General features: G+C 75.6%; 2 protein-coding genes (1 of these 2 only partly in view). Both read right to left on the bottom strand.

Features of this window, described 5'->3' with window-relative positions; all coding sequences use genetic code 11:
* Positions 1–1,990 carry the start of an SDR family NAD(P)-dependent oxidoreductase gene (locus J2847_RS11445; RefSeq protein ID WP_209779095.1) on the bottom strand. It extends 2,861 nt beyond the left edge of the window, so only the first 1,990 of its 4,851 coding nucleotides appear in the window; the start codon lies at positions 1,988–1,990; its stop codon lies beyond the left edge, outside the window.
* Positions 1,987–14,352, bottom strand: a complete 12,366-nt coding sequence (locus tag J2847_RS11440; RefSeq protein WP_209779094.1) for a non-ribosomal peptide synthetase/type I polyketide synthase — start codon at positions 14,350–14,352, stop codon at positions 1,987–1,989. The genes J2847_RS11445 and J2847_RS11440 overlap by 4 nt, the downstream gene beginning before the upstream one ends.

Raw genomic sequence — 14,352 nt, 5'->3', positions numbered from 1 at the left:
GTTCGATGGCGAGCCGCAGGTCGGCGGGATCCAGGGCGTCCGCCGGGGCCAGCAGCGGAAGGCCGTCAGGCCGGCCGGCGGGAAGGTCGCCCCGGCCGGCGAGCCGGGTCAGCGCCTCCTCCGGTTCGACGATCCCGGCGACGCAGCCGGCCGCCAGCCGGGCGGCGCCGTCGGCGCGCAGGCTGGCCGGCGCGATCCCCCAGGCGATCAGGCAGCGGGCCAGGGCCTGGTCGAACAGCAGCCGGGCCGCCGCGTCCGGCAACCCGTCGAGGATGTCGCCGAAGGGCAGGGCGCGGCCCTCGTCCAGCAGCCGGCGCAGGGTTGGGTCGCTCGCGTAGGCGGCGCGGGCGGCGGCGCGGTCGAGCGGCGCCTCGGAAAAGACGAAATGGACGGGCGGGTTGCGCCGGGTGGCGGTGGCGGTGGAATCCGGCGCCGCGTCGCGCAGCCGGCGCGCGACCTCGGCGGTGCTGCCGCCGACGACCAGCCGGCGGTGGTTGAAGCCGTGGCGGCCGGTCTGGAGGGTGCGGGCGACGGCGGCGAGCGGCTCGCCGGGATGGCGCTCCAGATGCCCGGCCAGCCGGGCCGCGACGGCGTCCAGCGCCGCGGGGGTGCGGGCCGACAGCAGGATCGGGTGGGGGCGGGCGCCATGGGGGTGGGCGGCCTCGGCCGGGCGGGGGCGCTCCGGCGCCTCCTCCAGCACCAGGTGCACGTTGGTGCCGCCATAGCCGAGCGAGGTCACGCCGGCCCGCCGGGGGCCGTCCGCCGCCTCCCACGCGCGGGTGCGGTCGTTGACGTGGAAGGGGGAATCCGCGAAGTCGATGCGCGGGTTCGGGCTGCGGAAGTTCGGCAGGCCGGGCAGGGTGCGGTGGCGCAGGCTGAGCGCCGCCTTGATCAGCCCGACCACGCCCGAGGCGCGGTCGGCGTGGCCGATGTTCGGCTTGGCCGAGCCGACGGCGCAGTAGCCGCGCCGCCCGGTGAAGACGCGGAAGGCCTTGGTCAGCGCCGCGATCTCGATCGGGTCGCCCAGCAGGGTCCCGGTGCCGTGGCATTCGACGTAGCCGATGCTGTCGGCCGGCACTCCGGCGTCGCGCAGCGCCTGGACCACCACGCGGGCCTGCCCGTCGACGCTGGGGGCGTTGTAGCCGGCCTTGCGGTTGCCGTCGTTGTTGGCGGCCGAGCCGCGGATCACCGCGTCGATGCGGTCGCCGTCGGCCAGCGCGTCCTCCAGCCGCTTCAGCAGCACGGCGCCGACGCCGTTGCTGAACAGGGTGCCGTTGGCCCCGGCGTCGAAGGCGCGGACCACCCCGTCGGCCGAATAGAGGCTGTCGGGCATGTGCCGGTAGCCCTGGGTCTGCGGCACCCGCACCGAGGCGCCGCCGGCCAGCGCCATGTCGCACTCCCCTTCCAGCAGGCTCTGGCGGGCGAGATGCACCGCCAGCAGCGAGGTCGAGCAGAAGGACTGCACGGTCAGCGCCGGCCCGCGCAGGTCGAGCTTGTAGGCGATGCCGGTGCTGAGGAAGTCCGGGTTGGCGAAGAAATCCAGACCGACGTCGAGCGCCGTCAGGTTGGGCGCCACGTTGTTGCGCCAATAGCTGTCGACGCTCTGGCCGAAGAACAGGCCGGTGCGGCCCGGCGTGCCCTTTGGGTCGTAGCCGGCCTGCTCCAGCGCCTCCCAGCAGCATTCGAACAGCAGGCGGTTCTGCGGGGCGAGGCATTCGGCCTCGCGCGCGGTGAAGCCGAAGAAGCCGGCGTCGAAGCGGTCGATGCCCTCCAGCACGCCGCCGGCCGGAACGTAGTCGGGGCGGGTGAACTCGGCCTCCGGCACCCCGGCCGCCCGCAGCTCGTCCGGCGTGAAGCGGGCGATGGAGCAGACGCCGTCGCGCAGGTTGCGCCAGAAGGCGTCGGGCGTGTCGGCGCCCGGCACGCGCAGGCCCATGCCGATGATGGCGATGGCGCCGTCCAGTTCGTCGTCGCTGCTGGTCATGCTCATGGCAGGAAATCGTCCCGTTTTCTGTCGCGCCGCGCCCGGCGGCTGTCCTGACGGCCGGTCTCGGCGGTGGCCGGGGGCCTCCGCGCCGGGGCATCTTCCGATGGAGCCGTCTCCGCCGGATCGAGCCGGCGGGCCAGGCTTTCCACGGTCGGGGTCTCGTAGAGGGTGACCGCCGGCAGGCTCGCCCCGAACTCCCGGTTCAGCCGGGCGACCAGCCGGGAGCCGACCAGCGAATCGCCGCCGAGATCGAAGAAATTGTCCCGGATCCCGACCGCCCGGATGCCGAGGATCTCCTGCCACAGCGCGGCGACCCGCCGTTCCGCCGGCGTGCCGGGGGCGACGAAGGAGGTGGCGAGGTCGGGACGTTCGTAGACCGCCGGTTCCGAAGACGGCCCTTCCTCCGGTGCCGTCTCCGTCCGCCCGGCGGCGGCGATCTCGCCCATCAGGGCGTTGAGGTCGGTCGGCGAGACCAGGACGTGGGGCAGGCCCGGCCGGCCCAGGATGCGGGCGAAGGCGTCGAGTCCCTCCGCCACGCTCAGCGCCTGGGCCGCCTGCTTGCGGCTGACCCCGCCCTGGAAGGCGCCGCGCGACAGGCCGGTGTCGGCCCAGGCGTCCCAGCCGATGGCGAGGGTCGGCAGGCCGGCGGCGCTGCGCCGGTGGGCGAAGGCGTCGAGGAAGGCGTTGGCCGCCGCGTAGTCGAGCAGCCCGGCCGCGCCCAGCACCGCGCTGCTCGACGAGAACAGGGCGAGGAAGTCCAGCGGGACGCCGGTCAGCGCGTCGGCCAGGGCCAGCGTTCCCTCCAGCTTCGGCGCCAGCACCCGCGCCATGCCCTCGGGAGTCTTGGCGGTGATGGCGCCATGGCCGCCGGTGCCGGCGGCGTGGACGACCCCGTGCAGCGCGCCGTGCTCGGCCAGGGTGCGGGCGACCAGCGCCGCCATGGCGCCGGGATCGGTGACGTCGGCGGCCACCACGGTGACGGCGGCCCCGAGCCCGGCCATCTCCCGCAGAACTTCCTGCCGGGGATCGTCGGGGGTCGGGGTGCCGCGTCCGCACAGGACCAGCCGGGCGCGGCAGCGCCTTGCCAGGAAGCGGGCGACCTCCAGCCCGATGCCGCCCAGCCCGCCGGTGATCAGATAGACCCCCTCCGGGCGCAGCCCGGCGGGAACGCCCTCCGGGTCGCCGGCAGCGCCGGCCTCGCTGGTCAGCGGCTGGAAATCCCGCACCCAGCGGCGGTTGCGGCGGTAGGCGACCAGCCGGTCGCCGCGCGGGTCGTGCAGTTCCGCCAGGATGTGTCCGGCCGTCCGTTCCGGGTCGTCCCGGACAGGATCGACATCGAGCAGCCGCGCCCCGACCCAGGGGCATTCGCGCGGAATCACCAGGGCGGGGCCGAGCAGCAGGGCGGCCTGGGCCGGAACCGGCTCGTCGGCCGCGACGTCCTGAACCCCGGCGCCGACGATGACCAACTCGACCGGCTCCTGGCTCGCGGCCAGCGCCTGCCCGAGGAACAGCAGGCTTTCCAGGCCCAGCGTCCGGACGCGGGTGGGCGGGCCGCCGAGGGTCCAGGCGTGGATGATCCGCCGCAGCGGTCCCTGGCGGCGCAGCGAGGCCAGCAGCGCCGCGTAGGCGTCGGCCCGGTGGGGCAGGGCTTCGGCGTCCGGGTGGACGGTCACGACCCGCCAGCCCTGCGCGCGCAACCGCAAGGCCAGCCTTTCCGCCACCCCGGCCGCGTCGGCGAAGATCAGGCAGAGATCCCCGTCCACGGTCCGGGTGGGCAAGGGCGGGAGCATGGGCGGCAGGGGCGTCGCGCTCCAGCGGGGAACGTAGAAGCGCCGGGCCGGGTCGGCCCGTTCCGGCAGGGCGGCGGGCGGCGGCGGGGCGGCGGCCTGTCCGGGCCGGGGAGCCTCCACCCAGTAGCGCTGACGGTCGAACGGGTAGAGGGGCAGCGGCACGCGCCGCCCCGCCGGCTCGTCGCCGGGCCGGCGCCACGCCACCTCCACCCCGGCGGTCCACAAAGCGGCCAGGGCGGAGAGCAGGCTGTCGCGGTCGTCGCGGGTCTCGCTTTCCCGGCGGGCGCTGGCGAGGATGAGGGGGGAGCCGTCTCCCGCCGTTCCCCGGCTCTGGACGATCCGCTGGGCCTGGGCGCTCAGGCTGCGTCCCGGCCCGACCTCCAGCAGCAGCCGGCCGGGGGCGGCCAGCAGGGTCTCCACCCCCGGACGGAAGCGCACGGTGCCGCGCAGCTGCCGCACCCAATAGCCGGGGTCGAGCGCCTGGGCGTCGCTCAGCCACTCCCCGGTCAGGCAGGAGACGATGGGCACGCGTAGCGGCCGGCGCTCCACCCCGGCGACCAGCCGGCGGAACTCTTCGAGGATCGGGTCCATCATCGCCGAATGGAAGGCGTGCGAGGTGGCGAGCGCGTGGGTGGTGACGCCCCGCGCGGCGAGGGCGCGGGCGGCGGCGGCGATGGCTTCGGCCGGGCCGGACAGCACGCATTGGGCAGGGCCGTTGTCGCCGGCCAGACCGACCTCGTCCGTCAGCAGGTCCGCGACCTCCGCCGCCGGCAGGTTGACCGCCAGCATCGCGCCGGGCGGCAGCCCCTGCATCAGCCGGCCACGGGCGGCGACCAACCGCAGGGCGTCCTCGTAGGCGAAGATTCCGGCCAGGGCGGCGGCCGCGTATTCGCCGACGCTGTGGCCGATCATCGCGGATGGCGCGACCCCGAACCCTTGCCACAGCCGGGCCAGCGCGTGCTCGACGATGAACAGGATCGGCTGGGTGTAGCGGGTCTGCCCGAGGAAGGCTGCGGCCTCCGCCCGGTGCTCGGCATCAGGGTGCAGCATGTCCCGCAGCGTCCCGGCCGGGGTGCCGTCGACCGCCGCCAGCAGCGACAGTCCCCGGTCGATCTCCCGCCGGAAGTCCGGCCATTCCCGGTAGAGCCCGCGCAGCATGCCGGGATGCTGCGCGCCCTGGCCGGGGAAGAGGAAGGCCACCTCGGGCGCGCCGTCCACCCGCTTGCGTGGTGCGCGGGCGAGGGCGGCCGGCGCCTCCCCGGTGGTGCGGACCACCACGGCGGCGCGGTGGGCGAAGGCGCTCCGCCCCTCCTGGAGCGTGAAGGCGGCGTCGGCGAGCGGCGGGGCGTCGGGACGTTCCAGCCGCGCCGCCAGATCCCGAAGGGCGGCGTCGAGTCCGGCGGCGCTGCCGGCCGACACCGGCAGCACCTGCCAGTCCTCTCCGCCGACACCGGACTCCGGACGCGGCGGCGCCTGCTCCACCACCACATGCACGTTGGTGCCGCCGATGCCGAAGGAGCTGACGCCGGCCCGCCGGGGCCCCGGCCCCTCCGGCCAGTCGCGCAGCTCCGCGTTGACGGCGAAGGGGGAGCCGGCGAAGGGGATCGCCGGGTTCGGGGTGCGCACATGCAGGCTGGGCGGGATGCGTCCGTGGCGCACCATCAGCACCGTCTTGATCAGGCCGGCGACGCCGGACGCCGCCCCGAGATGGCCGATGTTGCCCTTGACCGATCCCAGCAGGCAGGGAGTCGGCGGCCGGGGCCGGTCGCCCCAGGCCTGGATCAGCCCGGCCACCTCGATGGGATCGCCGAGCGGGGTGCCGGTCCCATGGGCCTCGATGCAGCCGAGGTCGGCCGGGGCGACGCCGGCGTGCGCCCAGGCGTCGGCCAGCGCCCGCGCCTGGGCGTCGGCGTTGGGGGCGGTGTAGCCCAGCTTGCGCGAGCCGTCGTTGTTGAGCGCCCAGCCCGCCAGCACGGCGTGGATGGTGTCGCCGTCGGCCAGCGCGCGGGCCAGCGGCTTCAGCAGCACCACCCCGACGCCGTTGCCGTTGACGGTGCCGCTGGCCCCGGCGTCGAAGGGCCGGCAATGGCCGTCGGCCGAGGCGACCATCCCCTCGCGGTGGGTGTAGCCCTGGATCTGGGGAAGCTGGATCGACACGCCGCCGGCCAGCGCCATGTCGCACTGCCCCGCCGCCAGCGCGTCGCAGGCCATCGCCACGGCGCTGAGCGAGGTCGAGCAGGCGGTCTGCACCGTCACCCCCGGCCCGCGCAGATCCAGCGCGTAGGAGGCGCGGGTCGCCAGGAAATCCTTGTCGTTGGCGAGGCTCAGCGCGTAGCCGCCGTTCATCTCCGCCGGGTCGAGCCGGGAGGCGAGGTTGAACAGCAGGTAGTTGCTGATCTCCGACCCGGCATAGACCCCGACGCGCGCCGCGAGGCCCCGGCGGCCGTAGCCGCCATGCTCCAGCGCGTGCCAGACGGTCTCCAGGAACAGCCGGTGCTGGGGATCCAGCGTCTCCGCCTCGCGCGGGGAATAGCCGAAGAAGCCGGCGTCGAACGCCTCCACCCCGTCGAGCACGCCGTTGGCCGGGACGTAGGCCGGATCGTCGAGCCGCGCCGGCGGCACACCGGCGGCCAGCAGCTCGTCGCGCGGGAAACGGCGGATGCTCTCCACCCCGCGGTTCAGGTTGTCCCAGAAGGCGTCGATGTCGGCGGCGCCGGGCAGCCGGGCGGCCATGCCGATCACCGCGACGGCGTGGGACCCGGCGTTGGCCCGCGCGGCGCGAGGCGTCGTCTCCGCCGCCGCCGCCGCTGCCTCCGCCGTTGTGGCGGCGGGCTTCCCGGCCGACAGACGGGAGGCGAGGCTGGCGACGGTCGGGTGGCGGAACAGCTCCGTCATCGGAATCTGGCCGAAGCCGGCCTCCTCCAGCCGCCAGCGCAGGCGGGCCAGCATCAGCGAGGTGCCGCCGAGGTCGAAGAAATGCGCGTCGCGCGCCACCGCCGGCAGGTTCAGCAGGTCGCGCCAGATCGCCGCCACCGCCGCTTCCGCATCGGTTGCCGGATTCGCGGCCGCCGGGCTCGCCGGTGTCGCGGCCGGCGCCGGGTCGGCCACGCGCCGGGCCAGCGCCGCGCGCAGGTGGCGGTCCACCGCCGCGCCGTCGATCTTGTCGTGGGCGGTCAGCGGCAGGGCCGGCAGGCTCACCCACAGCCGGGGCACCATCCAGCCGGGCAGGCGGTCCTCCAGGAAAGCCGCCGCCTCCCCGTCTCCCAGCCCGGCGTCCCCCAGCCCGGCGTCCGCCACGGGCACCACGCAGGCCCCGAGCAGCGGTTCGCCCGACGGCGCCTCGACCAGCCGCACCGCCGCCTGGGCGATGCCGGGGTGCCGGCGCAGGGCGGCCTCGACCTCGCCGGTCTCCAGCCGCATGCCGCGCAGCTTGACCTGATGGTCGGCCCGGCCGAGGAACTGGAGCGCGAGCCCGCCGTCCGGGGTGGCGACCAGCCGCGCCATGTCGCCGGTGCGGTAGAGCCGCGCCCCGGAGCCGGGGGAGGCGGGATCGGCGGAGAAGGGATCGCGGACGAAGGCCCGTTCCGTCAGGTCCGGCCGCCCGAGATAGCCCCGCGCCAGGCAGCGTCCGCCGATGTGCAGCATCCCCGGCACCCCGACCGGCAGCGGCGAGAGACTCTCGTCCAGCACATGGAGGCGGCTGTTGGCGATCGGCCCGCCGATCATCACCGCCGCGTCGCCGTCGGGATCGTCGGGGCAGGTCCAGGCCGAGACCAGCACCGTCGCCTCGGTCGGGCCGTAGACGTTCAGCAGCTTGGCGCCCGGCAGCGTCCGGCGGATATGGCGGATCAGCGCCGCCGGCAGCGGCTCGCCGCCGCAGGCGACCCAGCGCAGCGCGGTGCAGGCGGCGATCCCCGGCTCGTCCAGATAGACCCGCCATTGGGAGGGCACGCTGAAGACGGCGGTGATCCGCTCCCGCGCCATCAGATCGACCAGATGGGCGGGGTCGCGGTGGCCGTCGGGCTTGGCCAGCACCAGCCGGGCGCCGACGGTCAGCGGCCAGAAGATCTCGGTCACCGAGGGGTCGAAGCTGGTCGGCGTCTTGCCGAGCATGGCGTCCCCGGCGCCCAGCGGGTTGGCGTCCTGGAGCCAGTCCAGGCAATTGGCGACGCTGTCGTGCGCGACCATCACGCCCTTGGGCGTCCCCGTCGTGCCGGAGGTGAACAGCACATAGGCGAGGTCGTCTGCCGTGACCGTCGCCGCCGGGGCGTCGTCGCGCTCGTCCGCTTCGCCGCCCTCGCCGCCGGCCGGCAGGACGCGGTCCGGGCCGAGAGCCGCGAAGCGCTCCATGCGGTCGGGCTGAGCCAGCACCAGGGCGACGCCGGCCTCGCGCGCCAGCGTGGTCAGCCGGTCGGGCGGATCCTCGGGCGACAGGGGGACGTAGGCGGCGCCCGTCTTCAGCACCGCCAGCATCCCGACCACCATGGCCACCGACCGCTCGACGCAGATCCCGACCAGCGCGCCCGGCCCGGCGCCACGGGCGGCCAGACCATGGGCCAGCGCGTTGGCCCGGCGGTCGAGCGTGCGGTAGGTCAGGCTCTCCGCCCCGGCGGTCAGCGCCACCGCGTCGGGCGTGCGGCGGGCCTGGGCCGCGAAGCGCCGGTGGATGACGCCGCCGGCCGCATCGGCGCGGGTGCGCGCGGTGTCGTGCCAGCGCGCCAGCGCCGTCCGGTCGGACTCCGTCAGCAGGTCGATGGAGCGGACCGCCGCCGTTGGCCGCCGCAGCAGGTCGGACAGCAGCGCCACGTAATGCCCGGCCACCGCCGCCGCCGCCGCGTCGTCGTAGCGGCCGGTGTCGTGCTTGAGGACGCCGTGCAGTTGGCCCTCGGCCTTGAACCATTCCATGGTCAGGGGGTACTGCCCCTCCTGCTGGTCGAGGAAGAAGGGCTCGATCTCCAGCGGGCCGAAGGGGATGCGGGCGGTCCGGCCGGGGATGAAGGCGTTCCCGAACGGCCCCATCTCCTCCAGGTTGCGCAGGTGGAACAGGGTGGTGAAGAGCGGGTGCAGCCCGTCGCGCTCGGCCTCCGGGGCCAGCGCGGCGATCTCGGAGAAGGGCAGATCCTGGTGGGCGATGGCGTCGAGCACCGTCCGGCGCACCGTCCGCACAAGCTCGGGCCAGGATGGATCGCCGGACAGGCTGGCGCGGATCGGCAGCACGTTGACGAAGAAGCCCAGCGTGTCGGCCCAGGCGCGCTCGCTGCGGCCCAGCGCCGGGGTGCCGACGATCACGTCGTCCCGGCCGCTCAGCCGCCCGACCAGCAGCAGCCAGGCGGCGAGCAGCGTCACGGTCAGCGTGGCGCCGTTCTCCTGGCTCATCCGCTCCAGCTCCGCCGTCCGCTTGCGGTCGAGGGAGAAATGGAGCGACCGTCCGCCCAGCGCCGGCTGGCCGTCGGTCCGGCTGGCCAGCGGCGGGGCGGCGGCCGGGGGGGCGCCGGCCAGCCGCTCGCGCCAATGGTCGCGCAGAACCCGCCCCCGTTCGCCCGCCAGCAGGTCGCGCTGCCAGCGCACGAAATCGCCGTAGCCGTGGGCGGGTGGCGGTAACACCGCCGTTTCACCCCGAAGCAGGGCGGCGTAGGTGCGCTTGACCTCGTCCAACAGGCGTTCGAAGGACCAGACGTCGATGCTGATGTGGTGCACCGCGATCAGCAGGATGTGGTCGTCCTCCGCCCGCCGCCACAGCGCGACGCGCACCGGCAAGGCGCTGTCCAGCCGGAAGGGGCGGCGGTAGGCGTCGGCGACCAGGACCCGCAGCGCCTCCTCGTCCGCGTCGGCGGCCTCGGCCCGCTCGATGGCGAAGCCGTCCGCCGGGGCCGGCTCCTGGCGCGGGATTCCGTCGGGAGCGGTGAAGCGGGCGCGCAGCGCCGGGTGGCGGTCGAGCAGCAGCCGGAACGCCCGCTCCAGCGCGTCGACGTCCAGGGCGGAGCGGATGCGCGCGGTGAAGCAGGTGTGGAAGGCGGCGCTGTCGGGGGCGAGCTGCTGGAGGAACCACAGCCCCTGCTGCCCGGCGCTCAGCCGGGACTCGTCGTCGGAGCCGCCCGGTGCGACGGCCGGCGCCGGCCGATCCGCCGCCGCCGGATCAGCCGGCGCCGTGTTCGCGATGGCGTCGCACAGCCGGGCGATGGTCGGGTGATCGAACAGGATGGTGGCGGGCAGGCTGACCTCGAGTTCCCCTTCGATGGCGTTGCGCATCCGCAGCGCCATCAGGGAATCCAGCCCCAGCTCGAACAGGTCCTGGTCGGCGTCGATGGTGGTGCCGGGGGTGGCGCCCAGCGCCTCGGCCGCCGTGCGGGCCAGGAAGGCCGCCAGCCCGGCCCGGTCCGCCCCCACGCCCGTTGCCGCCGCCGCCAGCCTGGACGGCTCCGCGTCCGGCAGCACCCCCCGCAGCAGTTCCGGCACCGCACCGGCCGGCAGCGCGCGGCGGTAGCGCCGCCAGTCGACCGGCAGCGCCATCGCGTGGCTCCAGCCGGCCGTCAGCAGACGCTCCAGCGTGTCGAGCGCCGCGGCCGGGGGCAGGGGGGTGAATCCCAGCCGTTCCATCCCGCGCGCAACTCCGGCGTCGGCGGCCATCCCGTCTCCGGCCCAGGGGCCCCAGGCGACGCTGGCCGCCGCCAGCCCCGCCCGCCGGCGCCGCGCCGCCAGCGCGTCGAGGAAGGCGTTGGCGGCGGCGTAGTTGGCCTGCCCGGCGGCGCCCAGCACCGCGCTGGCCGACGAGAAGAACACCATCAGGTCGAGGGGCCGGTTCCGGGTCAGGCGGTCGAGATTCCAGGCGCCGACGGCCTTGGCCGCCATCGCCTCGGCCAGACGCTGCGGCGTGAGGTCGGGCAGCAGCCCGTCGCGCAGCACCCCGGCCAGATGGAACACCCCGGCCAGCGGTGGCATGCCGTGGGCGAGGGCGTCCAGCGCGGCGGCCAGTTCCGTCCGGTCCGCCACATCGGCTTGCAGGACGCGGATCTGGGCGCCCTTGGCGATCAGGGCGTCGATGCGGGCCCGCGCGGCCGGCGACGGGGGCCGGCGGCCCAGCAGGGCCAGATGATCGGCGCCGCGTGCGCTGAGCCACTCCGCCACCGCGAGCCCGAGCGCGCCGCAGCCGCCGGTGACGAGATGGGTGACGCCGCTCCGGACCGGCGGAGCCCCGGACTCGGGGCGTGCCGGCAAGGCGGCCGCCTCAAGCCGGGGCACGAAGATCTTTTCACCGCGCAACGCCCGCTCGCCCGGCCGCAGCGCCGCCGGCAGCCGGTCCCAGACGGCGGCGTCGGGATCGCCGGGCAGGTCCAGCAGCCCGCCCCACAGCCTGGGGCGCTCCATCGCCAGCGACCGGCCGAACCCCCACAGGGCGGCCTGGAACGGGTCGGCCCCATCCTCGGGCAGCACCGCCTGCGCCCCACGGGTGACGACCCACAGGCGTGGCGGGGTCTCCAGCGCGGCCAGGGTCCGCGCCACGTCCAGCAGCGGGGCAACGAGGGCGGGATCCTCGCCCCCCGCCAGCGCGTGCAGGCAGACGACGCCGGCAAGCCCGGCGCCGGCCTCGGCGATGGCGGCGCGCAGGCGGTCGCCGTCGGTGTCGACCAGGTGAATGGCGCCGGGAAGGGTGGCGGACGGATTGGCGGATGCGAGGACGATCCATCGCCCGGCCCCGTCCGCCCCCGTGCCCGCCCCCGTGCCCGTGGAGTCGCCGCCGGTCACGGCCGGGGCCGGGTGCCAGACGACGCGGTGGCATGGCACCGCCGGTTCCGTACCGGCCGCCCGGCGCAGGGCGTCGGCGGACATCGGGTGGCCGTGCACGCCGTGCAGGGCCAGCAGGAGGTGTCCGTTCCCGTCCAGGAGCCGCAGCCCGCCCAGCGTCTCGTCGCCCGTCTCCAGCCGCGCCGCCGCCCAGCGGCAGGGGGCGGAGGGAGCGCCGGGGAAATGCAGCCGGTCGATGCGGACCGGCACCAGCGCCTCGTCCCCCGCCCGTTTCCACAGGGCCGGCAACAGTTGCAGGCCGCCGTCGATCAGGCCGGGGTGGAGGGAGGGAGCCCAGCCGGCGTCGCCCGCCTCGTCGGCACCGTCCAGGCTGGCCAGCGCCTCGTTCCCCGACCGCTTCGCCCCCGTCACCCGACGGAAGGCGGGGCCGAGGGTCAGCCGTTCGCCCTGCCCCGCGAGCAGATCGTCGGCGGCGATGGTCCGGGACCAGGACTCCCAGCGGGCCGCGACCGGTTCCGCCGGTGTCTGCGTCGCGTCGGCCGGGCGCAAAACGGCGGTGGCGTGGGTGACGGGGCCGTCCCCGGTCAGGCGGGCCAGCCGCAGCTCCGCCCGCCCGTCCTCCAGCGGCCGCAGCCGCAGATGCAGCGTCACCGTTCCGTCGTCGGGCAGGACGAGGGCGGCCGGAAAAACGATGTCCTCCAGGTCGAAGGCCCGGCCGGGGGCGTGCCCGGCGGCGGCGGCCAGCAGCAGCGACAAGGTGGCGGCGGCCGGAACCACAGGCCGGCCGAACACCCGATGGTCGCGGAACAGCGGATGGCTGCCGAGCCCGATCGTGGTTTCCCACAGGGTCTCGCTGAGCAGCGGGCTGTTCCACGCCCGGCCGAGCAGCGGATGGGAGGGGGGGCCCGACGCCGCCGGTGCCGGGGCGGGGGTTGAAACCTGGGCCGGGACCAGGGGGCCGCCGGGATCGCCCATGTGGCAGGGGCGCCCGTCGAAGGCGGTGGCGGGCAGGGCGACGCGGCGGTAGCCGCCCGGCGGGGCCAGCGCGTCGACGTCGAGGTCCCGGCCCTGCCGGTAATCCTCGGCGGCGTCATCCAGCGGCGTCGGGCCGTTCGGGCCGAGCCCGTCCAGGGCGCGGATCAATTCGGCCGCGCTGGCGCCGGCCACGGCCAGACGGTGCGGGAAGCGGGTGCGGTGCCGCAGCGCGGTGGCGCAGACGTCGCGCAGGCCGACGCCGGCCGGCAGGGCGGCGAGATACGCGCGGAAGCGACGGGCGGTCTCCCGCAGCGCGTCCGGGGTCTTGGCCGACAGGCACAGGAGATGGAAGCCGTCGTCGGCAAGTGGGGCGGGTGGCGCGGCGGCCGGTTCCGCGCGCGTGTCCGCGCTCTCGTCCGGCGGGTCCCCCAGGATGACGTGCGCGTTGGTCCCGCTGAAGCCGAAGGAGCTGATTCCGGCGTGCCGCGTCCCCTCCCCCCGTGTCCAGCCGACCGGCGCGGTCGGCACGCGCAATCCGGCGCCGTCCCAGGGGATCAGCGGGTTGGGGGAGTCGAAATGCAGGTTGGCCGGAATCCGCCCGTGGCGCAGCGCCAGCAGCACCTTGATGAGGCCGGCCATGCCGGCGGCGGCCTCCAGATGGCCGATGTTGCTCTTGACCGCCCCCAGCACCAGCGGCTTGGCCGGATCGCGGTCGCGGCACAGCGCGTCCGCCAGCGCGTCGGCCTCGATCGGGTCGCCGAGCGGGGTGCCGGTGCCGTGGGCCTCGACATACTGGAGGTCGGCCGGGGCCAGCCCGGCCTTGTCCAGCGCCTCGCGCAGCAGGCGCTTCTGCGCGGCGCCGTTGGGGGCGGTGAAGCCGTTGCTGGCGCCGTCCTGGTTGACCGCCGTCGCCTTCACCACCGCCAGGATCGGGTCGCCGTCGCGCAGCGCGTCGGACAGCCGCTTCAGCACCACCATGCCGCCGCCCTCGCTGCGGCCGTAGCCGTCGGCCGAGGCGGCGAAGCTCTTGCAGCGCCCGTCGGGCGAGATCGCCTGGAGCCGCGAGAAGCACACATGGGTGGCGGGGGCGAGGATCAGGTTGACGCCGCCGACCAGGGTCAGGTCGGTCTCCCGCCCGCGCAGGCTCTGGCAGGCGAGGTGGAGGGCGACCAGCGACGAGGAACAGGCGGTGTCGACGGGGATGGCCGGCCCCTCCAGCCCCAGGAAATAGGCGATGCGGCCGGCGGCGGTGCTGGGGGTGCTTCCGGTGATCGAGTAGGCGTCGATCCGCGACAGATCGTCGGAATGGCGGTGGGCGAGGCTGTAGTCGTCGCCGGAGATGCCGACATAGACGCCGGTCCGGCTGCGCTTCAGCGTGGCGGGGACGATGCCGGCCGATTCCAGCGCCTCCCACGACAGCTCCAGCAGCAGCCGCTGCTGGGGATCGAGCGCGCGCGCCTCCTTGGGCGACAGGCGGAAGAAGGGGTAGTCGAAGCTTCCCAGGGCGACGTCGAGGAAGCCGCCCCTGGCGGTGGACATGGTGCCGGGGGTCGTCCCGTCCGGGTCGAGGAAGGCCGCCGCGTCCCACCGGTCGGGCGGCACCGTGCCGATGGCGTCGACGCCGCCATCGAGCAGCCGCCAGAAGGCATCCGGGTCGTTGGCCCCGCCGGGGAAGCGGCAGGCCATGCCGATCACCGCCACCGGTTCGGCGCCGTGGCCGTTCCCTCGGCCGCTCCCCGGGCCGGGAGCTTCGGCCAGCCGGGCCTCCAGCGCCTCGCGCTTCTGCTGTTCGGCCTTCAGGGCGCGGAACAGCCGCTTGATGGTGTCCTGCGCCGACGCCGGGGTTCCTCCGGTCAC

This window comes from Azospirillum agricola (assembly GCF_017876095.1).
Lineage (GTDB): Bacteria > Pseudomonadota > Alphaproteobacteria > Azospirillales > Azospirillaceae > Azospirillum > Azospirillum agricola.
The sequence above is the reverse complement of the archived record's forward strand: the minus strand, read 5'-3'. Positions and strand labels throughout refer to the sequence as shown.